The sequence below is a fragment of the Cupriavidus sp. IDO genome, from assembly GCF_000812465.1.
Classification (GTDB): domain Bacteria; phylum Pseudomonadota; class Gammaproteobacteria; order Burkholderiales; family Burkholderiaceae; genus Cupriavidus.
In genome coordinates, this window is the sequence record NZ_JWMA01000104.1 from 47,528 (window position 1) to 66,870 (window position 19,343).

20 protein-coding genes are annotated in these 19,343 nt (G+C 66.7%); 3 read left to right on the forward strand and 17 right to left on the reverse strand.

Annotation, left to right across the window (positions count from 1 at the left end; genetic code table 11):
* Positions 1-21 precede the first annotated feature (21 nt).
* Positions 22-669 (forward strand): YbhB/YbcL family Raf kinase inhibitor-like protein, encoded by a 648-nt coding sequence (locus RM96_RS24930; RefSeq protein ID WP_039014406.1) that lies wholly within the window; start codon positions 22-24, stop codon positions 667-669.
* 16 nt (positions 670-685) lie between these two features.
* A complete protein-coding gene (locus RM96_RS24935) occupies positions 686-1,360 on the forward strand; it encodes a histidine phosphatase family protein (RefSeq protein ID WP_039014407.1) in 675 nt (224 codons plus the stop codon).
* Positions 1,361-1,382: 22 nt separating this feature from the next.
* On the opposite strand, the gene RM96_RS24940 is transcribed toward RM96_RS24935, so the two are convergent.
* The 17 genes from RM96_RS24940 to RM96_RS25020 all read right to left on the reverse strand — a co-directional run bounded on the left by RM96_RS24940 (position 1,383) and on the right by RM96_RS25020 (position 16,744).
* Positions 1,383-2,108, reverse strand: a complete 726-nt coding sequence (locus tag RM96_RS24940; RefSeq protein WP_039014408.1) for a queuosine precursor transporter — start codon at positions 2,106-2,108, stop codon at positions 1,383-1,385.
* 169 nt (positions 2,109-2,277) lie between these two features.
* Positions 2,278-2,862, reverse strand: a complete 585-nt coding sequence (locus RM96_RS24945) for a BPSL1445 family SYLF domain-containing lipoprotein (protein ID WP_039014409.1) — start codon at positions 2,860-2,862, stop codon at positions 2,278-2,280.
* 44 nt (positions 2,863-2,906) lie between these two features.
* Positions 2,907-3,509: a hypothetical protein gene (locus RM96_RS24950; RefSeq protein WP_039014410.1), complete on the reverse strand. Its 603-nt coding sequence runs from the start codon at positions 3,507-3,509 to the stop codon at positions 2,907-2,909.
* 216 nt (positions 3,510-3,725) lie between these two features.
* Complete coding sequence (ruvB, locus tag RM96_RS24955; RefSeq protein ID WP_039014411.1) at positions 3,726-4,784, reverse strand: Holliday junction branch migration DNA helicase RuvB; 1,059 nt, start codon at positions 4,782-4,784, stop codon at positions 3,726-3,728.
* A 34-nt stretch (positions 4,785-4,818) separates the two neighbouring features.
* On the reverse strand, positions 4,819-5,400 hold the full coding sequence (gene ruvA / locus RM96_RS24960; RefSeq protein WP_039014412.1) for a Holliday junction branch migration protein RuvA: 582 nt from the start codon (positions 5,398-5,400) through the stop codon (positions 4,819-4,821).
* A gap of 70 nt (positions 5,401-5,470) precedes the next feature.
* On the reverse strand, positions 5,471-6,664 hold the full coding sequence (locus RM96_RS24965; RefSeq protein WP_052279728.1) for a glycerophosphodiester phosphodiesterase: 1,194 nt from the start codon (positions 6,662-6,664) through the stop codon (positions 5,471-5,473).
* Between the two features lie 98 nt (positions 6,665-6,762).
* Positions 6,763-7,308, reverse strand: a complete 546-nt coding sequence (ruvC, locus tag RM96_RS24970; protein ID WP_039014413.1) for a crossover junction endodeoxyribonuclease RuvC — start codon at positions 7,306-7,308, stop codon at positions 6,763-6,765.
* A 131-nt stretch (positions 7,309-7,439) separates the two neighbouring features.
* Positions 7,440-9,014 (reverse strand): bifunctional phosphoribosylaminoimidazolecarboxamide formyltransferase/IMP cyclohydrolase, encoded by a 1,575-nt coding sequence (gene purH, locus RM96_RS24975; RefSeq protein WP_039014414.1) that lies wholly within the window; start codon positions 9,012-9,014, stop codon positions 7,440-7,442.
* 22 nt (positions 9,015-9,036) lie between these two features.
* On the reverse strand, positions 9,037-9,270 hold the full coding sequence (locus tag RM96_RS24980; RefSeq protein ID WP_039014415.1) for a Fis family transcriptional regulator: 234 nt from the start codon (positions 9,268-9,270) through the stop codon (positions 9,037-9,039).
* The gene (dusB, locus tag RM96_RS24985; protein WP_039014416.1) at positions 9,267-10,328 is read right to left on the reverse strand and encodes a tRNA dihydrouridine synthase DusB; all 1,062 of its coding nucleotides are present in this window, start codon (positions 10,326-10,328) and stop codon (positions 9,267-9,269) included. Before dusB ends, RM96_RS24980 begins: the two co-directional genes overlap by 4 nt.
* Before the next feature lie 346 nt (positions 10,329-10,674).
* A complete protein-coding gene (locus RM96_RS24990) occupies positions 10,675-11,919 on the reverse strand; it encodes a UbiH/UbiF/VisC/COQ6 family ubiquinone biosynthesis hydroxylase (protein WP_052279729.1) in 1,245 nt (414 codons plus the stop codon).
* Positions 11,882-12,355 carry a hypothetical protein gene (locus RM96_RS24995; RefSeq protein WP_039014417.1) on the reverse strand — a complete coding sequence of 158 codons (474 nt, stop codon included), beginning with the start codon at positions 12,353-12,355 and terminating at the stop codon, positions 11,882-11,884. Before RM96_RS24995 ends, RM96_RS24990 begins: the two co-directional genes overlap by 38 nt.
* Complete coding sequence (locus tag RM96_RS25000) at positions 12,352-13,746, reverse strand: aminopeptidase P N-terminal domain-containing protein (protein ID WP_039014418.1); 1,395 nt, start codon at positions 13,744-13,746, stop codon at positions 12,352-12,354. The genes RM96_RS24995 and RM96_RS25000 overlap by 4 nt, the downstream gene beginning before the upstream one ends.
* A gap of 95 nt (positions 13,747-13,841) precedes the next feature.
* Positions 13,842-14,603: an N-acetylmuramate alpha-1-phosphate uridylyltransferase MurU gene (gene murU / locus RM96_RS25005; RefSeq protein ID WP_052279730.1), complete on the reverse strand. Its 762-nt coding sequence runs from the start codon at positions 14,601-14,603 to the stop codon at positions 13,842-13,844.
* Positions 14,600-14,923, reverse strand: a complete 324-nt coding sequence (locus RM96_RS25010) for an AzlD domain-containing protein (protein ID WP_039014419.1) — start codon at positions 14,921-14,923, stop codon at positions 14,600-14,602. Before RM96_RS25010 ends, murU begins: the two co-directional genes overlap by 4 nt.
* Complete coding sequence (locus tag RM96_RS25015; protein ID WP_238587406.1) at positions 14,920-15,615, reverse strand: AzlC family ABC transporter permease; 696 nt, start codon at positions 15,613-15,615, stop codon at positions 14,920-14,922. The genes RM96_RS25010 and RM96_RS25015 overlap by 4 nt, the downstream gene beginning before the upstream one ends.
* Before the next feature lie 94 nt (positions 15,616-15,709).
* On the reverse strand, positions 15,710-16,744 hold the full coding sequence (locus tag RM96_RS25020) for an aminoglycoside phosphotransferase family protein (protein ID WP_039014420.1): 1,035 nt from the start codon (positions 16,742-16,744) through the stop codon (positions 15,710-15,712).
* A gap of 158 nt (positions 16,745-16,902) precedes the next feature.
* On the opposite strand from RM96_RS25020, the gene RM96_RS25025 reads away from it, so the two are divergent.
* The gene (locus RM96_RS25025; protein WP_039014421.1) at positions 16,903-19,335 is read left to right on the forward strand and encodes an LPS-assembly protein LptD; all 2,433 of its coding nucleotides are present in this window, start codon (positions 16,903-16,905) and stop codon (positions 19,333-19,335) included.
* Positions 19,336-19,343: the final 8 nt, after the last annotated feature.

Sequence of the window (19,343 nt, forward strand, 5' to 3'; positions counted from 1 at the left end):
CCACCAGACAAGGAGAGACAAATGAAACTCTGGAGCAAGTCCTTCAACGACAACGCGCCGATTCCGGGCGAGTTCGCTTTTTGCGTGCCGGACGCCGCCGCCCACGTGGCCCTGTCGAACAACCGCAATCCCGACCTGCACTGGGAAGACGCCCCGGTCGAGACGCGTTCCTTCGTGCTGATCTGCCACGATCGCGATGTCCCGAGCAAGGGCGACGACGTGAACCAGGAGGGCCGCGAGGTGCCGGCTTCGCTGCCGCGCGTGGACTTCTTCCACTGGGTGCTGGTCGATATTCCGCAGGGCCTGACGACGATCTCCGCCGGCTCGCACAGTGATGGCGTCATCGCACGCGGCAAGCCCGGCCCCGACGCTGTCGGCGGCACCGCCACGGCGGGCGGCCTGCGCCACGGCACCAACGACTACACCGGCTGGTTTGCCAACGATCCGGACATGAAGGGCGACTACTACGGCTACGACGGTCCCTGCCCGCCATGGAACGATACGCTGTTGCACCATTACGTGTTCACCATCTATGCGCTGGATATCGAGCGGCTGCCGGTGGAGGGCACGTTCACAGGCGCGCAGGTGCGCGAGGCGATCGAGGGTCACATCCTGGCGCAGGCCAGCCTGACCGGCACCTATACGCTCAATCCCAACCTGTCCAGATAAGGCGCAAGGAAAGGGCATGTCGCTAAGCTCCGGGCCGCATTCGCTGGCCTTCACCCACCTGATCGTGATCCGTCATGGCGAGACGGCCTGGAACCGGGAGCGGCGGCTGCAAGGCCAGCTCGACATTCCGCTGAACGAGACCGGCCGCGCCCAGGCGCGCGCCCTTGCGGCGGCGCTGGCGGGCGAGCCGATCGATGCGGTCTACTCGAGCGACCTCTCACGCGCCATGCAGACCGCGACGCCGCTGGCCGAATCGCTCGGGCTCAAGGTCAGGCCCGAGCCGCGCCTGCGCGAGCGCAGCTACGGCACGCTGCAGGGCAAGACCTACGCCGAGGTGGCGGAGCAGTTGCCGGAAGACTTTGCCCGTTGGCAGGCGCGTGTGCCCGATTACGCGCCGGACCAGGGCGAGTCGCTGGCCGGTTTCCATGAACGGGCGGTCGATATCGCGCTGTTTCTCTCGCGCCGGCATCCAGGCGAGCGGATCGCGCTGGTGGCGCACGGTGGCGTGCTGGACTGCCTGTACCGGGAAGCGACGGGCATGACACTGGAGGCGCCGCGCGAGCATGAATTGCTCAATGCCAGCATCAACCGCCTGCGCAGTGACAGCCACCGGCTGACCCTGGCGCAGTGGGGCGATGTGACTCACCTGGAGTCGCTGGCCCTGGACGAGGTCGACCGGCGCGTTCCCTGAAACTGCCGGCGGGCCCGGCGCCTTACACGCGCAGCCGGAATGGCGTGAAATCGGTATTGCGGTCGTACCAGTCCTCGTTCTCGGCGCGCTTGAGGAACGCCACCACCTTGTAGGTCACGGGCGTCATCACGACTTCCCAGCCGGTCTTCAGGAAGTACTGGGCAATCGCGACCTGCACGACCTTCTCCAGCGGCCAGATGCCGTAGAAGGCGATCACATAGAACAGTGAGGAATCGACCAGTTCGCCGGCGAGCGTCGAGCCGATGGTGCGGGTCCACAGCCAGCGCCCCGCGGTCCACAGCTTCATCCTGGCCAGCACATAGCTGTTGGTAAAGCTGCCGCAGCAGAAGGCGATCAGCGAGCCGAAGGCGATCCGCCAGGTGTTGCCGAACACGTCTTCCAGGCTTTTCTGATAGTCCGCCATGAACGGTGCCACCGGCATGCGCAGCACCACCAGGCTCATGAAGGTGGCAAAGGCCAGCGCCGCGAATCCGGCCCACACCGCCCGGCGGTCGCGGCCATAGCCGTACACCTCGGTCAGGACATCGCCGAAGATGTAGGAGATCGGAAAGAACAGCACGCCGGCGCCGAAGGCCACCGGGCCGATCACGGGCAGCGTCACCTGCGCGGCCTTGGCTGCGCCGATCAGGTTGGAGCACAGCAGGACGGTGACGAAGGCCGCCATGACGAAGTCGTAGTACCGGTAGACGCGTCCGGAATAGGCGGGGGCGGCAGGTATGGCGGACATGGGGATTCCCGTTTTGGTGGCGCGCTGGCTCCGCGCACGAGGTTTTTCGCGCGATTATGCCAGCCGGGACTCCTCGGTGCTGCATGGCAAAAAAAAGAAATCCCGGCCGGAGCCGGGATTTTCGCGCCATGCAAGGGAGCTTGGGCGACCATGCCGCCCAGGCGCTGTTTCAGATATCGAGCTTGCTGATCTTGGCGCCGTTCAGCGAGACATCGAACATCAGGCCGGCATTGGTCTGCACGAAACCGACCACGGGCTGCTGGCTGGTCAGGGTATCGAGCTGGCCGTTGGCGCCAACCTTGGCCAGCGCCACGTTCGCATCGGCACCGGCTGTCCAGCCGCTGCTGCTGACGAACTTGTTGTAGGCCTCCGGCGTCATGAACATGATGATCTCCGACTTGGACTGCCCGCCAGCGGTCAGGCCGAACGAGGCATGCGTCGTCTTGTAGTAGCCCACGGTCGAGCCTTTGGAGCGCAGCGCGCCCTCGCCGTACTCGGCACCGACCACAAGACCAGCCGAGATGACGCGGGGGAAGACCAGGATACCCTGGGCACGCGCGGCCAGCTCGCGCGAACCGTTCACCGACGAAAACAGCTTGATCAGCGCGCCATCGACACCTGAATCGATTTCCTTCTTCTTCGCTGTGGGATCGGTGGATGCGCTGGTGCCCGTGGTCGTGCATCCCGCGGCAAAGACGGTGGCGACAAGCAGGCCTGATCCGGCAACCCGGGTAACAAAATGGCGTCGATTCATAGGTAACCTCCTGATGGGAAAAGTACCGCGCCCGGCACACCGGGTCAGTTTTCTGCCGCTGCAGCCGGGGCCTTAACCGTAATGGCCACGACTTCTCGGTAGACGATCTTGGCCATCTGGCCGCGCTTGATCTGGGTGAGGTCGATGGCGGGATCCTCGACCTTGACGGTGCGCAGGGTTTCGCGCGGACCGCGGAAGGTGATCAGGTGCTTCGCCGGATCGATCTTGGTGATTTCCGCCGTCACGGTCGTGGTGATTTCGCGCATGATGCCGGGCTTGCCGCCTTCGGCCGCGCGCGAGGTGCGCTCCACCGACTCGGCCAGCGCCGTCGCCTTGCTGTCGACCGGTTCGAGCTTGGCCACGATGGCAGCGCCGCGAGCCACGGTCAGGATGTCGCCCTTGCGGATCTGGCCGAAATTGCGGACTTCATCGCCGCCCACCAGTTCCACCACATTGCCGCGGGGGCCCTGCACCAGGACTGCCTTGGTGGTCGGGTCGATATCGACGATCTTGCCGCTGATCACTGCTTCTTCGGCAACGCCGACCGGTGCCGGCGGGCGCTGGGCATAGGCGCTGCCGGCGCTGAACAGCGCTGCGGCGAGGGCAGCGGCAAGCAGGGACGGCGAACGGCTGATGCGGTGAATCATGGCTTTCCTTGACGATTTGACGAAGGATGCCGCGCCGCGGTGGCACGGCTTTCAGGGAACCGCAGAGGGAACCGTTGAAGCCATTGTGGACAATCGGCCATGCGCCAGCAATCCACTTCGAAAAAATTTGCAGCGCCGCTTGAAAACGTTTAATTGACGCAGAGCGGCGGCCGGCAGGGCGCCGGCGTCGTGGGTTTGCTGCGCTGCGGGAGCGTGTCAGGCGTCGCCGAGCAGCGGGCCGGTGCTATCGCCGGAAGGGGTGGCCAGGCCGAAGTGCCGGTAGGCCGCGGCCGTCGCCACCCGTCCGCGCGGTGTGCGCTGCAGATAGCCTTGCTGGATCAGGTAGGGCTCGAGCACATCTTCGATGGTGTCGCGTTCCTCGCCGATGGCGGCCGCCAGGTTATCGACGCCCACCGGACCACCGCCGAACTTGTGCAGTACGGCCTCGAGCAGCTTGCGGTCCATCAGGTCGAAGCCCACGCGGTCCACGTCGAGCATGGCCAGCGCCGCATCCGCCATTTCGCGTGTGATGGTGCCGTCGCCCTTGACCTCGGCATAGTCTCGCACGCGGCGCAGCAGCCGGTTGGCGATCCGGGGCGTCCCGCGTGCACGGCGGGCGATTTCCAGCGCGCCTTGCGGACCGATGCGCGCTGACAACAGGCTGGCCGAGCGCGTGACGATGCGCGCCAGTTCCTCGGCCGTATAGAACTCCAGCCGCGCCACGATGCCGAAGCGGTCGCGCAGCGGGTTGGTCAGCATGCCCGCGCGGGTGGTGGCGCCCACCAGCGTGAACGGCTGCAGGTCGAGCTTGACCGAGCGGGCGGCAGGGCCCTCGCCGATCATGATGTCGATCTGGTAGTCCTCCAGCGCCGGATACAGAATTTCCTCGACGACCGGCGACAGCCGGTGGATTTCGTCGATGAACAGCACGTCGTTGGCTTCGAGGTTGGTCAGCAGCGCGGCCAGGTCCCCGGGCCGCTCCAGCACCGGACCCGAGGTCTGGCGCAGGTTCACGCCCATCTCGCGCGCGATGATGTGGGCCAGCGTGGTCTTGCCCAGGCCCGGCGGGCCGAACAGCAGCACGTGGTCCAGCGCTTCGCGGCGGTTGCGGGCCGCGTGCATGAAGATATCGAGCTGTCCGCGCACCTTTTCCTGGCCGACGTACTCGTCGAGCAGCTTGGGCCGCAGCGCGCGCTCGAAGGCCTCCTCGTGCGTTGAGGCAGGCGTGGCCGAGATCACGCGGTCGGGGGCGGAAAGCTTGTCGGTTTCAATCATGGCAGGGGAATGCAGTAAGCCGCCATTCTACGCTTCAGCCCTTGGACAGGGCCTTGAGGGCCAGCTTGATCCCGTCCGAGACGCCGGTGCCGGCCGGCACCTGCTTGATGGCGAGCGCGGCTTCCTTTTCGGAGTAGCCCAGTGCCAGCAGCGCATTGAGGATGTCCACGGCGCTGTCGTGCACCGCTGCCGCCCCCGGCGCATGCCCCAGCTCCGCGCCAAGCTTGCCCTTGAGTTCCAGCAGCAGCCGCTCGGCGGTCTTCTTGCCGATGCCCGGCACGCGTGTGAGGCGGCCAGCTTCCTGCAGCGTGATGGCTTGCGCCAGTTCCGATACCGACATGCCCGACAGCACCGCCAGCGCCATGCGCGCGCCGATCCCGGTGATCTTAATCAGCTCGCGGAAGGTATTGCGCTCGGAAGCGCTGCCAAAGCCGTACAGCAGGTGGGCATCCTCGCGCACGATCAGCTGCGTCAGCAGCGTCACCGGCTGCCCGGTCGCGGGCAGATTGTAGAAGGTGCTCATCGGCACGTCGATCTCATAGCCGACGCCATGGCAGTCGACCAGCAGATGCGGGGGATTCTTCTCGATGAGGGTGCCGGCGATGCGTCCGATCATGATGCCTTGTGGGTCGGTTCAGTCTGGGTCTGGAGTGGCCGCAAGTGTAGCCCAGCGGCCATACGGGATTTCATTTTGATGCGGTATCGACAGCTCGCCGGCCAAGCGCCGGGTCATCGGTGAAGAAGCCGTCGATGCCGGCGGCCAGGAATGCCTGCACTTCGCGCACCATGCCCGAGGGGCTGCGCGTGGCTTCATCGCCGCCGGCTTGCAGCGCCTTCGGCAAGAAGCTGTTCTCGGGCCGGAAGGTGTACGGATGGACCAGCAGGCCCGCCGCGTGGGCGTTGCGCACCAGCGCGGTCGGCGCGCCCAGGCCGCCATCGGCTTCGCGCGGGACGACGCTGTCTTTCTCGGGGCCAATGCCATCGGCGTAGGCCGCCACTTCGCGCAGGCCGGTCGTGGTCAGCATGTCGGCGAAGGTCCGCGTGTCGCCGGCCAGCCGCCAGTCGGCGGGGCCCTTGCGCGGATTGCCAATGAGCTGAACCAGTTTCACATTGGGCATGCCGTGCCCCAGCGCGCGCCGCATCGTACGCAGGCTGCCGCTTTCGAACGACTGGACGAACACCGGCGCCTGGTGCAGGTACGGTTGCGCCCGCAGCGCCGCCAGCAGCCTCTCTTCGAGCGGCAGGCCGATGGCGCGGAAGTACGTCGGGTGCTTCAGCTCGGGATAGATGCCGATGGTCCTGCCCGTGCGCATCGAAGCCTGCTGCACCAGCCGTACGATCTCGTCAAAGGTGGGGATCTCGAACTGGTCGTTCAGGCGCGCATTGGCCGGGCGCAGGCGCGGAATGCGTTCGCGCGCGCGCAGCGTTTTCAGTTCGGCCAGCGTGAAATCCTCTGTGAACCAGCCGGTCAGCCGCTCGCCGTCGATGACTTTGGTGCGTTTTCGCTCGGCAAACTGCGGCAGCTCGGCCACGTTGCTGGTGCCGGAGATATCGTTCTCGTGGCGCGCCACCAGCACGCCGTCGCGCGTGGCGACCAGGTCGGGCTCGACGACGTCGGCGCCATCCTCGATTGCCTTGGCGTAGGCGGCCAGCGTGTGTTCCGGCCGCAATGCACTTGCGCCGCGATGGGCGATCACCAGCGCCTTTGGCGGCGCGGCGGCTTCGGGGGTCAGCGTCGGCGCCGAAGGCGATGCCGATGGCGCGCGGGTCGGCGCATGCGGCTTTGGTACGGCCGCGCAGCCGGCGATGAGGATCGCGGCAACGGATGCGGCAAGCGATGCGGAAATCGACGCACCGGCGGTGCTGGCAAGGCGGGGCATGCGGCATTCCCTTGATGGAAGACGAATGCCAGATTGTAAGAGACGCCGACTCGATTGCCCGTCGGCCGCAGTCTGATTGTCGCTATTCAGCCAACCATTCAGCCAATCAAGCGGCCCCGCCGCACGCGCAGGCCCTTGCGCGCCAGCTCCGGCGCCAGCCCGGACAGCGTGCCGAGCGTATCGCCGCCATTGGCGTGGCAGATGGCAACACCGAGCGCATCGGCCGCGTCGGAGCTCGGGCGGCCGGGCAGGGACAGCAGGCGCATGACCATCTCCTGCACCTGCTCCTTGTTGGCGCGGCCGTAGCCGACCACGGCCACCTTCAGCTGCAGCGCGGTGTATTCGAACACCGGCAGGCCATTGCCCACCAGCCCGCAGATCGCGGCGCCGCGGGCCTGGCCCAGCAGCAGGGTGGACTGCGGGTTGACGTTGACGAATACCTTTTCGATGGCCGCGCAGTCTGGCGCGTAGGTCCGGGTGATTTCCCTGATGCCGTCAAACAGCGTCTTCAGGCGTTCCGGCAGGCTGGTGTTGCCATCGCTCTTGATCGTGCCCGACGCGACATAGGCGAGCTTGTTGCCGTGCTTTTCGAGCACGCCGAAACCGGTGGTGCGGAGGCCGGGGTCGATGCCTAGGATACGCATGGATGAGTCGCAGCGGGGCCGGAGCCTTCAGTCGTTTCGATGCAGAAGCATAACTGCAAAATCAAAAGCCGTTCCGCTCCCTAGACAGGAGCGGAACGGCTTTCTGGCTTACCGGCCGGAAGGCCAGTCAATCAGTGGCGGAAATGGCGGGTGCCGGTCAGCACCATGGCGATGCCGCGCTCGTCGGCAGCGGCAATCACCTCATCGTCGCGCACCGAGCCGCCCGGCTGGATCACGCAGGTCGCGCCCGCATCCACCACCACATCCAGCCCGTCACGGAACGGGAAGAACGCATCCGACGCCACCGCGGAGCCAGCCAGCGTCAGGCCGGCGTTCTGCGCCTTGATGCTGGCGATGCGTGCCGAATCCACGCGGCTCATCTGGCCGGCGCCGACGCCCAGCGTCATGCCGCCGCCGCAGAACACGATGGCGTTGGACTTGACGAACTTGGCCACGCGCCAGGCGAACATCAGGTCGTCCATTTCCCTCGGGGTCGGGTGACGGCGGGTCACCACGCGCAGTTCGGACGGCTGCACGTTCCTGGCGTCCGGGCTCTGCACCAGCAGGCCGCCGCCGACGCGCTTGAAGTCATACTGGTTCACGCCCTTGCCCAGCGGGATCTCCAGCAGGCGCACGTTCTGCTTGGCGGCGAACACGGCACGCGCGCCGGCACTGAACGACGGCGCGATCAGCACTTCGACGAACTGCTTTGCCACGGCCTGGGCGGCGGCCTCGTCCAGCTCGACGTTGAAGGCGATGATGCCGCCGAAGGCCGAGGTCGAGTCGGTCTTGAAGGCCTTGTCGTAGGCTTCGAGCGCATTGGCGCCGACGGCTACGCCGCACGGGTTGGCATGCTTGATGATGACGCAGGCGGCGCTGTTGGCGGCGTCGAACGACTTGACGCATTCCCAAGCCGCGTCAGCGTCGGCGATGTTGTTGTACGACAGCTCCTTGCCCTGCAGCTGCACGTAGTTGGCCAGCGCGCCGTCGACGGTCTTCAGGTCACGGTAGAAGGCCGCCGACTGGTGCGGGTTCTCGCCGTAGCGCATTTCCTGGACCTTGTCGAAGGCCAGGTTCAGCGTCTGCGGGTAGGCGCTGCGGCCCAGGTGCGACTTGTCGGCGCCGAGGCTGGTCAGGTAGTTGGTGATTGCGCCGTCGTATTGCGCGGTGTGCGCGAAGACCTTGGTCGCCAGGCGGAAGTTGGTGTCATAGCCCACGCTGTTGCCGTTGGCGCGCATTTCGTCGAGCACCACCGCGTAGTCGGCCGGATCGACGATCACGGTCACGTCGCGATGGTTCTTGGCCGCCGAGCGCAGCATGGTCGGGCCGCCGATGTCGATGTTCTCGATCGCGTCGGGCAGCGTGCAGTCATCCTTGGCGACGGTCTGCTGGAACGGGTACAGGTTCACCACCAGCAGGTCGATGGTGGGGATGTTGTGCTCGGCCAGCGCAGCCATGTGCTCGGGCAGGTCGCGGCGTGCCAGGATGCCGCCATGGACCTTCGGGTGCAGTGTCTTCACGCGGCCGTCGAGCATTTCCGGGAAGCCGGTGTAGTCGGCCACCTCCGTCACGGGCAGGCCGCTGTCGGCCAGCAGCTTGGCGGTACCGCCGGTGGAAAGCAGCGTGACGCCGAGCGCGTTCAGTTCACGCGCGAATTCGACGATGCCGGTCTTGTCGGAAACGGAGAGTAGGGCTTGCTTGATCATGGCTGTGGGAGACGCTTCAAATTCAAAGTAAACCGTGCTGCTGCAGCTTCTTGCGCAGCGTGTTGCGATTGATGCCCAGGTAGGCGGCGGCCAGCGACTGGTTGCGGTCGGCGCGCACCATCACGGCCTCGAGCAGGGGCCGTTCGACGGCCTCGAGCACCATGTTGTACATATTGGACGGCTCTTCACCGTCCAGATCGCGAAAGTAGGTATCCAGGCTGTCCCGGATGCATTGGTCGATAGCGTTGCGGCTCATGCGGCAAGCAACTCCCGTTTCTTGTTGTTGTTCGATTCGTCTTCATCCGGCGTGGCATCGTCCACGTACACCAGCCGGTCCGACCACTGCGCCTGCTCATCGAAGAAGGCGTTGACCGCGGCCAGCTGCTCGCCGGTGGACTCCAGCGTGTTCATGCGGTGGCGGAACAGGTTCGCGCCGCGCAGCCCGCGTGTGTACCACGCGATATGCTTGCGCGCGGTACGCACACCGGTGAACTCGCCGTAGAAGGCGTAATGGTCTTCCAGGTGCGCGTTCATGATCGCGCGGATCTCGGCCACTTCCGGCGACGGCAGCATGTCGCCGGTCTGCAGGAAGTGTTCGATCTCGCGGAACAGCCAGGGCCTGCCCTGTGCCGCGCGGCCGATCATGATGGCGTCGGCGCCCGTCAGCGCCAACACCTCCCTGGCCTTTTGCGGCGTGGTGATATCGCCATTGGCGACCACCGGGATCGAGACCGCTGCCTTGACCGCGGCGATGGTCTCGTACTCCGCTTCCCCGTGATACAGGTCGGCACGCGTACGGCCGTGCACGGTAAGCATGCTGATGCCGGCGTCTTCCACCATGCGCGCGATACGCAACGCATTGCGGTTCTCGCGGTTCCAGCCGGTGCGGATCTTGAGCGTGACCGGGACGCGGTCGCCGACTGCGCCGACCACGGCCTCGACAATGCGCACCACCAGCGGCTCGTTCTGCAGCAGCGCCGAGCCGGCGGCCACATTGCATACCTTCTTGGCCGGGCAGCCCATGTTGATGTCGATGATCTGCGCGCCGCGGTCCACGTTGTAGCGGGCCGCCTCGGCCATCATCGACGGCTCGGCGCCGGCGATCTGCACGGCGATGGGCTCGACCTCGCCGGCGTGGTTGGCGCGGCGCATGGTCTTCTCGCTCTTCCACAGCTGTGCATTGGACGCCACCATCTCCGACACCGCGTAGCCGGCGCCGAGCTGCTTGCACAGCTGGCGGAACGGCCGGTCCGTCACGCCTGCCATGGGAGCGACGAACAGGTTGTTGCGAAGTTGGTGAGGTCCGATCTGCACGATTGGGCGGCGGTTCCGAGGGCCATGCCCCGGCCGGCACGTGCGTGGCGCACTGTGCGGCGAAGGGGGAGAGCCAGGCTATGAAACTGAAGCGAAACGAAAAAACATGCCCGTGCCGAAACAGTAGTCGGCGGGAAATCGGGGCATGTGCGAGGGCAGGATTCTACCGCCAAACGGATGGGGCTGCCCAAGAATTGAGCATAGATGCTGCCCGGAACCACGAAAATGACTGAATTGAATTAGGGGCGCAACGACGACGGCCTTGGCAGCAAAATCATTGCGTCATGTACGGAATGGCGCCGGATCCGGGTCGAGGAGTGATGCGGGCGCCACGCGGAAGTTCGTCTTATCGACGCATGCCGTACATCATGTGCCGCGCCAGCGCATGTTTCAGCGGGGCCAGGCAGGCCAGCGCTGCCAGCGAAGCGCCGCGTGCGTGCCCGGCCAGCGGGTAGGACACGCCAAATATGCGTGGCAGCAGGTCGGTCACGCCGATCGTGATAGCGCGGTCCACGCGGTGACGCTCCGCAAATGCCTGCAGCGCGCGCGGTGTGCAGCCGGCCCTCAGGGAGTCTGCCAGCGCAAAAGCATCGCGCAGGCCCAGGTTGAGCCCCTGGCCGGCTACCGGATGCAGCGTCTGCGCCGCATTGCCGACCGCCGCGATGCGGCCCTTGACGGTAACCGGGGCCGCATTCAGGCCCAGTGGGAAAGCGTGGCGCTTGCCGGCCAGCGCGAAGCGGCCCAGGCGGCCACCGAACATGTCGGCGAGTTCGGTGGCGAACTCCGCTTCGGGCAGGGCCAGCCGACGCGTGGCCTGATCCGGCGAGCAGCACCACACCAGCGCGTAGCCCGGTGTGCCGTGTTCCTCATACGGCAGCAGTGCCAGCGGGCCTTCTTCGGTGAAGCGTTCCCAGGCCCATCCCAGTTGCGGCCGTGTGCAGGTCACATGCCCAATGATCGCGGTCTGCTCATAGTCGCGTCGTTGTGCACCGCGGCCGCCATGTGCGGCCTGCTGGTGAAAAAGACCGCCTTCGGCCTGCACGGCGATATGTGCGGCGAACGTGGCGGGCAGGTTGTCGTGGCCCACTCCGCGCAGCCGCACCGTGCCTGCCGGGTCGTCCTCGCCGCTGGCAGGCGTGTCCTGCTCGAGGTCGTCGATGCGCGTCTCGAAAACACGCTCGAGCCGCGATTCGCCCATGTCATGCGCCGCGCGCGCGAGCGCTCGTTCCAGCGTCTCGCACAATTCGCCGTAGCGCACGACATAACCGAGCGCTGGCACGCCATAGTCGTCGTGGTGCAGCTTGACATGGCCGAAGTGACCGCGCTGCGACACATGGATATGCTCGATCGCGCTGCCGGCCACCGGCCACGCGCCAATCTGCTCCAGCAACTGCCGGCTGCCGTGCGACAGTGCAATGGCGCGCGGATCGCGCGCTGCGCGTGCCGGCGTCGCGGCGTCGATCAGCGTGATGCGCCAGTCGGTGGTGCGCAGCAGCTGGCCGGCCAGCGCGAGGCCCACCGGGCCGCCACCGACGATGGCGATATCGCGCACATCAGCCATGGCGCGCGGTATCGTCGGCGACATCGTCATTGGCGACCGGCGATCGCTCCTGCGGATCGGCGCCGCGCTTCCAGCAGATCGCATCCGAGCGCGACTTGCCGGCTGCGGCATCGCGCAAGGCGTTGTCGAGCTTTTGCTGGTTGAAGTCGGGCAGCGCCTGCAGTCGTTCCAACAGCGCGGCATGGTTGGCGGCATTGAGCGGCACTACGCAGCCCTTGGCGCTGTCGGCGGCCCCAGCCAGGATCAGCCAGGCAGTGCCTGTCCATGGTGCGCGGTCAGACACGCGCACCACCACGCGTTTCAGGACATCCCACTCCAGCTCTTCGCGCTGCCCGTCGGGGCGGTGCACCACCACGCGGTCATCATAGAGATTGACCACGAACGGCTCGCTCGGGTCGTGCCGACGGGCCGGCGCGTTTCCGGACTGGGAACCGCCGGGAAGGATTCTGCGCAGCCAGCGGATCATCGTGCACCTCCGCCTGCCGTGCGCGGCTCGCGCATGATGGCTTCGATCTCGTCGGGCTTGACCGGCACGCCGCGCGTGATGATCTCGCAGTCGCCGTCGGTGACGACCGCATCGTCCTCGATGCGGATGCCGATATGCCAGTAGCGCTCGGGCACGTCTTCGGCCGGGCGCACATAGATGCCGGGCTCCACCGTCACCACCATGCCGGGCTGCAGCGGGCGCCACGGGCGTTCACCCTCGCCAGACGCGGCGGCGACACGGTATTCGCCCACATCGTGCACATCCATGCCGAGCCAGTGGCCGGTGCGATGCATGTAGAAGCGGCGGTAGCTGCCGCTGGCCAGCACGTCGTCGAGCGTGCCTTCCTTGTTGCGGTCGAGCAGGCCGGTGTCGAGCATGCCCTGAGCCAGCACGCGCACGGCGGCATCGTGTGGCACGTTGTATGGCACGCCCGCGCGCGTTTCGGCGATGGCGGCGTCCTGCGCGGCCAGGACCAGGTCATACAACTCGCGCTGCGCCGGAGAAAAGCGTCCGGAAACCGGGAAGGTGCGGGTGATGTCGGAGGCGTAGCCGTCCAGCTCACAACCAGCATCGATCAGGCACAGGTCTCCATCCCTCAGCTCGGCGGGGCCGGCGCGGTAATGCAGCACGCAGGCGTTGGCGCCGGTGGCGACGATCGAGTTGTACGCCACGCTTTGTGCGCCGTGGCGACGGAATTCATAAAGCAGTTCGGCTTCGAGGTGATATTCGCGCAATCCCTCGCGCGAGGCCTGCATGGCGCGCACGTGCGCGCGCGCGGAAATCTCGCCGGCGCGGCGCATGGTGGCCAGCTCGCCGGCGTCCTTGAACAGCCGCATTTCATCGAGCAGGGTGCGGATGTCGAGGGCGGCGGCCGGCGCGGCGACGCCCGCACGGCCCTGCGTGCGCACGGCATCGAGCCAGCGCCGGATCTGCATGTCGGTGCGGGTCGAGGCAGCCAGCGGGTAGGCGAGTTGCGCGCGGTTGGCCAGCAGCGCCGGCAGGGTCGCATCGATCTCTTCCACCGAGTGCGCTTCGTCAAAGCCGAACGCCGCACGGGCGCCCTCGGGGCCGTAGCGGAAGCCGTCCCAGATTTCGCGCTCTTCGTGCTTGGGGCGGCAGAACAGGATGCTGCGGTCCGGCTCGCTGCCGGCGCCGGCTACCAGCACCAGCACGGCTTCGGGCTCCGTGAAGCCGGTCAGGTAATAGAAATAGCTGTCGTGCCGGTATGGGTAGTCGCTGTCGCGGTTGCGCATGGCCTCGGGGGCGGTGGGCAGGATGGCAACGCCGCCGCCGTTGGCACGCAGATGTTGCAGCACACGGGCGCGGCGATCGCGACAGGCGGCGAGGAGTGCGGAATCTGGAGTGGACATGGAGTCGCCAGCTAAGAGGTGGGAATGCATCAAATTCTAACGCCGCTGGGCGCGCAGGCCTCCGCAAGCCGCTGGGATCGCGGCGGGCGGGTGCCTCAGGCGCCGCGTGCGATGCGGACCTGGGTCACCGCATCGACGGCAGGCGCCATGATGGCAGCATCGAGCGCCGCCAGTTGCGACGGCGTGCCCACGTTCTCCCAGCGGCCGTCGAAGCGTTCGCCGGTGGCGCTGCCGGCCTCGATGGCCTCCCAGTAGTAGGGCGTCATCGGCACTCTGGTGCCGGGCTCGATCGCGGTGAAGAGGCGCGTGTCGTACAGGCCGATATTGCCGAACGTCAGCCGTTCGCCACCGTCGGCCGGTATTTCGTCGAGCGACAGCAAGCCGTTGCGTGCCAGCGTGAAGTCGCCGTGCGGATGGAAATCCGGGTTGGGCACCATCACCAGGTGCATGCGAGGCGTGGGCGCGCCGGCCATGCCGTGTGCGCGCGGCAGCAGCTTGCGGAAGTCGTACCCGCAGAAAATGTCGCCCGACACCGCCAGGAAGATCTCGCCACGCTCCGGATGGGCCGACAGCAGCGGCAGCGCCTTGGCAATGCCGCCGGCGGTTTCCAGCGCGGTGGTTTCAGCCGAATAGGACAGGCGCACGCCGAAGCGGCTGCCATCGCCCAGTGCCGCCTCGATCTGCTCGCCGAGCCAGGCATGGTTGATGACGATATCGCGCAGGCCGGCACGCGCCAGCGACTCGATCTTCCACACGATCAGCGGCTTGCCGCCCACCGGCAGCAGCGGCTTGGGGCAGGTGTCCGTCAGCGGGCGCATGCGGTCGCCGCGCCCGGCGGCGAGGATCATCACTTTCAAAACAGTCTCTCCACGGCGATCAGGGCGGCCATGCCGCCGGCAATGGTCCAGCCCACGCTGCGCGTGCGCGCGGCGATGACGATGGCCACCAGCCCGGCCACCAGCCGGGCGTTGGCGGGGCTTACATAAAGCGCGCCGTCCTGCATCAGCAGGTCCGGCGCAATCAGCGCCGACAGCATCGCCGCCGGCACGAACTGCAGCGCGGTGCGGAACCAGGACGGCAGCCGCACGCGGCCTTCGACGGCGATGAAGGACAGCCGGATCAGGAAGGTGGCCATGCCGGCGCCGAGGAATACCCAGAGCAAGGTCAGGTGACTCATGCCGCAGGCTCCTTGCCGACCGGCGCGCGGCTCGCCGCCGGGCGCTGGCCGGAGGCCTTGCCGCGGCCGAGTACCAACATGCCGACGGCAATGCCGCCGAGGGCTGCCACCATCAGGCCAAGTTTGTGCGGAAAGCCGAAGCAGGCCACCGCCAGCACACTGGCGGCCAGCGCCGCCGCGACCTGCGAGCGGTGCTTCAGGCCCGGCACGATGATGCCGATGAAGGTCAGCGGCAGGAAGAAGTCAAGCGGCCAGTCGCGCGGCACCTGGGCGCCGACCAGCACGCCCGCGAGCGTCGATACCTGCCAGCTCGCCCATAGCGCGAAGCCGCCGCCGAAGTAATACCAGTGCCGGTAGCGTGCGCGCGGCCCCGTATCGGCGAGCCGGTGCGTCATCGCGGCAAAGGCCTCATCGGTCAGCAGGTAGGCGATCAATGCCTTCCAGCGGCGCGGCAGGTGGGCCAGCGTGGGCGCGATGGTGGCAGAGTAGAGCGCGTGGCGCAGGTTCACCATCGCCACGGTCAGCGCGATCACCAGCGCGGGCGTGCCCGCCGACCACAGCTGGGTCAGGATCATCTGCGAGGCGCCGCCAAACACGATGGCGCTCATCGCGCAGGCCAGCCAGGCCGGCATGCCCGCGCCGACGGCCAGCACGCCGTAGATCAGGCCGAACGGCACCACGCCGAGCAACATGGGCGCGAGCGCGCGCGCGCCCGCCCACCATTCGCCACGGCGCGTGATGACCGGCTGGTCTTCGGGAGTTGGCGTCGGGGGCACGGCAGCGGCTTCAGAAGGTATAGCCGGCCGGACTTGCGACGCCTTCGAGCGCATCGAGCAGGCGGATCAGCTTGCGCAGCTCGGTGTAGCGGCCGGCCACCTGGCGGGTGTACTTGAGCACGAGGGGCAGGTTGGCCAGGTAGCCGTCCTTGCCGTCGCGATGGTAGAGGCGCGCGAAGATACCGAGCACCTTCAGGTGGCGTTGCAGTCCCATCCACTCGAAATCGCGGTAGAACTCGCCGAAGTCGGCGCTCACCGGCAGGCCGGCCTTGCGGGCGCGTTCCCAGTAGCGGATCAGCCAGTCCAGTTGCTGCTCCTCGTCCCATTCGATGTAGGCGTCGCGCCACAGCGAGACGGCATCGTAGGTGATCGGGCCGATGACGGCGTCCTGGAAATCCAAAATGCCGGGGTTGGCGCCGCCTTCCAGCACCATCAGGTTGCGCGAGTGGTAGTCGCGGTGCACGTACACCTGCGGCTGCGCCAGGTTGTTGGCGAGCAGCGTGTCCATCACTTCGCGCAGGTCGGCCTGCTGGGCGTCGTTCAGGGTAGCGCCGAGATGCTTTGCCACGTACCACTGCGGGAACAGGTCCAGCTCACGCTGGAGCAGGGCGCGGTCGTAGGCCGGCAGCTCGCCGGGACGCGTGGCGGCCTGAATGCTCACCAGGGCGGCCGCGGCATCCGCATACATGCCATTCGCGCTGGAATCGTCGAGCCGGGACAGGTAGGTCTGGTTGCCGAGGTCGGCCAGCAACAGGAAGCCCTGCTCCAGGTCCTGCGCCAGCACCGTCGGCACCGTCACGCCGGCCGCGCCGAACAGCGCAGCGACGTGGATGAACGGCCGGCAGTCCTCGTGCGATGGCGGCGCATCCATCACGATCGCTGTCGGATGGGCCGGGTGCCCGGTGCTGACGCGGAAGTAGCGCCGGAAGCTGGCATCGGCCGATGCGGGGGCGCAGGAATCGGGGTCGACGGACCAGGCCGGACCGAGTCCGGACACCCAGGATTTGAGCTGGTCCAGGCGCGGGTCGTGAAGAAGTGCTGCCATGCCGGAAAGGGAGAATTGGTTGCCCCGTATAATACCCGACCAGACCCGGGCACCGGGACGGCTCCCGGGAGGGGCCTTCGTTGCCCCGCAGCCTGCTCCGGCGGGGGCTGGCGGCTTGCAGGCGAGCCGCGGCCACTGACCTGACTGACGACCCGCGAATGACCGAACAACGACGATCACCGAACAATAAGGCCATCCTGTCGCCTGCGCCCTCCGGCCCTTCCCGCCGCTCTGGCCGGTTGCCCGTCAGTGCGCTGCGGCCGCTCGTGCTGGCCATGGCCGGGCTGTCGGTGGGCGCGCACGCCCAGATGTCCGGTTCGGCAATTCCCGACCTGGACCAGGCCGAGCCCGCCATCGAAGCGGCACCCGAGGCGCCGCCTCCGCCTTCGGTTTCCGGCGAACTGCTGCCGCGCCTGGCCGAGCCGGGCAAGGCGAGCGAGCCCGATGCCAATCCGCCAACCTTCGTTTCCGGCGATCGCATGACCGGCTACAACGAGCGCGGCGTGGAGATGGAGGGCAATGCCGAGTTGCGCCGCGATGGCGGCGTGGTCAAGGGCGACAAGCTGACCTACGACCAGGACTCCGACGAAGCCTTCGTGCAAGGCAACGCCCGCCTGTCGCGCAGCGGTACCCTGGCCGTGGGTCCGGAGGCGCGCATGAAGGTCGAGGCGAACGAAGGCTACATGCTGTCGCCCGACTACTATTTCCAGCAGACGGGTGGTAACGGCAAGGCCGAGCGCATCGATTTCCTGGACAAGGATCGCAGCACGATCAAGCACGCGTCGTACACCACGTGCTCGCCCGACAATGCGGACTGGTATTTCAGCGCGAGGCAGCTCGATATCGACAACGACCGCCAGGTGGGCGTGGCGCACGGCGGCGTGCTGCGTTTCTTCGACGTGCCGATCGCGGCCGCGCCGGTGTTCAGCTTCCCGCTTACCGACGAGCGCCGCAGCGGCTTCCTGGCGCCGCTGATCGGCTACGGCTCGCGTTCCGGCCTGGATATCACCGCGCCGTACTACTTCAACATCGCGCCGAACCGCGACCTGACGCTCTTTCCCCGCGTAATGAGCTCGCGCGGCGTGATGCTTGGCGAAGATTATCGCTACCTGGGCGATGGTTATTCGGGCCGGGTGCGCGGCGACTTCCTGCCGGACGACCAGAAGACCCGCACCAATCGCTGGGCCTATTCGATCCAGCACAACCAGAGGCTGGCCACGGGGCTCAATGCCTACCTGAACGTGAACCGGGTATCGGATGATAAATATCCGGACGACCTGACCCGCAGCGTGGCGCAATCGACTTTGCGCCAATACGTGCAGGAAGGCGGCGTCACGTACAACTGGCAAGATTTCACGGTCCTGGCGCGCGTACAGAAGTTCCAGACCCTGCTGCCCAGCGAGCCTTCGTATGAACGGGTGCCGCAGCTCAACGGCAAGTACATCCGCTATGACCTTGGCGGTTTCGACGTGCAGGTGGAGGCGGACTACACGCGCTTCCGCATTCCGCTGACGTCGACCGGCTTCCAGCAGCCGCAGGGCGAGCGGATGTTTATCCAGCCGAGCATCAGCTATCCGATCGTGCGGCCGGGCTGGTATGTCACGCCGAAGGTGATCTTCAATGCGACCCAATACCAGATGGAGGCGCAGAGCAACACCCCGACGGCACAGAACAACTTCTCGCGCACCGTGCCGACCTTCAGCTTCGATTCGGGCATGACCTTCGAGCGCAATGCGCCCGGGGTCAGCCGGCTATTCGGCGTGAACTACCTGCAGACCCTGGAGCCGCGGCTGTTCTACGTCTACACGCCGTTCCGCGACCAGAGCCAGTTCCCGCTGTTCGATACGGTGCAGTCGGACTTCGGCTATGGCCAGATTTTCAGCGAGAATCCGTTCACCGGCTACGACCGCGTCGCCGACAACAACAAGCTGACGGCAGGCCTGACCACGCGCCTGATCGAAGCGGATACCGGGATCGAGCGCTTCCGCGGCACCATCGCCCAGCGCTATGATTTCTCCGGGCAGCGCGTGCAGATCAACGGCACGCTGCCGGACCCGAAAGCAGGCAGTTCCGACCTGCTGGCCGCCACGACGATCCAGATGTTCCGGGGCTACTATCTGGATGCAGGCATCCAGTACAACCCCGATACGGACCGGGTCAACTACTCGAACGTGGCGTTCTCGTGGCGCCCGGAGCCGCGCAAGCTGCTCAACCTCGGCTATCGCTACCGGCGTCCGACGGCGGTGACGGACAATACCGCGATCGACCAGTTCGAGATCTCGGGCCAGTGGCCGATCACACAGCGTGCCTATGGCATCGGACGTTTCGCCTTTGACCTGAACGCGAACCAGATGGTCGATTCGCTCGCCGGCGTCGAGTACGCGGCGGACTGCTGGGTGGGGCGGATCGTCTATCAGCGCTTCCGCAATACCTCGCAGGGTTACACCGGGCGGGTCTTCCTGCAGGTCGAGTTCCGCGGCCTGTCGAAGATCGGCTCGAATCCGCTGGACATCCTGCGCCTGAATATTCCTGGGTACGAACCTGTCTCGGCAAAGCCGGTGCCAACGTCCCAGCTTGATCACTATGAATGACGGATTAC

Bases quoted from the DNA above. Each gene is read 5' to 3' on its own strand.
- RM96_RS24930 (WP_039014406.1), top strand. From the start codon at position 22: ATGAAACTCTGGAGCAAGTCCTTCAACGACAACGCGCCGATTCCGGGC.
- RM96_RS24935 (WP_039014407.1), top strand. From the start codon at position 686: ATGTCGCTAAGCTCCGGGCCGCATTCGCTGGCCTTCACCCACCTGATC.
- RM96_RS24940 (WP_039014408.1), bottom strand. From the start codon at position 2,108: ATGTCCGCCATACCTGCCGCCCCCGCCTATTCCGGACGCGTCTACCGG.
- RM96_RS24945 (WP_039014409.1), bottom strand. From the start codon at position 2,862: ATGAATCGACGCCATTTTGTTACCCGGGTTGCCGGATCAGGCCTGCTT.
- RM96_RS24950 (WP_039014410.1), bottom strand. From the start codon at position 3,509: ATGATTCACCGCATCAGCCGTTCGCCGTCCCTGCTTGCCGCTGCCCTC.
- ruvB (WP_039014411.1), bottom strand. From the start codon at position 4,784: ATGATTGAAACCGACAAGCTTTCCGCCCCCGACCGCGTGATCTCGGCC.
- ruvA (WP_039014412.1), bottom strand. From the start codon at position 5,400: ATGATCGGACGCATCGCCGGCACCCTCATCGAGAAGAATCCCCCGCAT.
- RM96_RS24965 (WP_052279728.1), bottom strand. From the start codon at position 6,664: ATGCCCCGCCTTGCCAGCACCGCCGGTGCGTCGATTTCCGCATCGCTT.
- ruvC (WP_039014413.1), bottom strand. From the start codon at position 7,308: ATGCGTATCCTAGGCATCGACCCCGGCCTCCGCACCACCGGTTTCGGC.
- purH (WP_039014414.1), bottom strand. From the start codon at position 9,014: ATGATCAAGCAAGCCCTACTCTCCGTTTCCGACAAGACCGGCATCGTC.
- RM96_RS24980 (WP_039014415.1), bottom strand. From the start codon at position 9,270: ATGAGCCGCAACGCTATCGACCAATGCATCCGGGACAGCCTGGATACC.
- RM96_RS24990 (WP_052279729.1), bottom strand. From the start codon at position 11,919: ATGACGATGTCGCCGACGATACCGCGCGCCATGGCTGATGTGCGCGAT.
- RM96_RS24995 (WP_039014417.1), bottom strand. From the start codon at position 12,355: ATGATCCGCTGGCTGCGCAGAATCCTTCCCGGCGGTTCCCAGTCCGGA.
- RM96_RS25000 (WP_039014418.1), bottom strand. From the start codon at position 13,746: ATGTCCACTCCAGATTCCGCACTCCTCGCCGCCTGTCGCGATCGCCGC.
- RM96_RS25010 (WP_039014419.1), bottom strand. From the start codon at position 14,923: ATGAGTCACCTGACCTTGCTCTGGGTATTCCTCGGCGCCGGCATGGCC.
- RM96_RS25015 (WP_238587406.1), bottom strand. From the start codon at position 15,615: ATGTTGCTCGGCGTGGTGCCGTTCGGCCTGATCTACGGCGTGCTGGCC.
- RM96_RS25020 (WP_039014420.1), bottom strand. From the start codon at position 16,744: ATGGCAGCACTTCTTCACGACCCGCGCCTGGACCAGCTCAAATCCTGG.
- RM96_RS25025 (WP_039014421.1), top strand. From the start codon at position 16,903: ATGACCGAACAACGACGATCACCGAACAATAAGGCCATCCTGTCGCCT.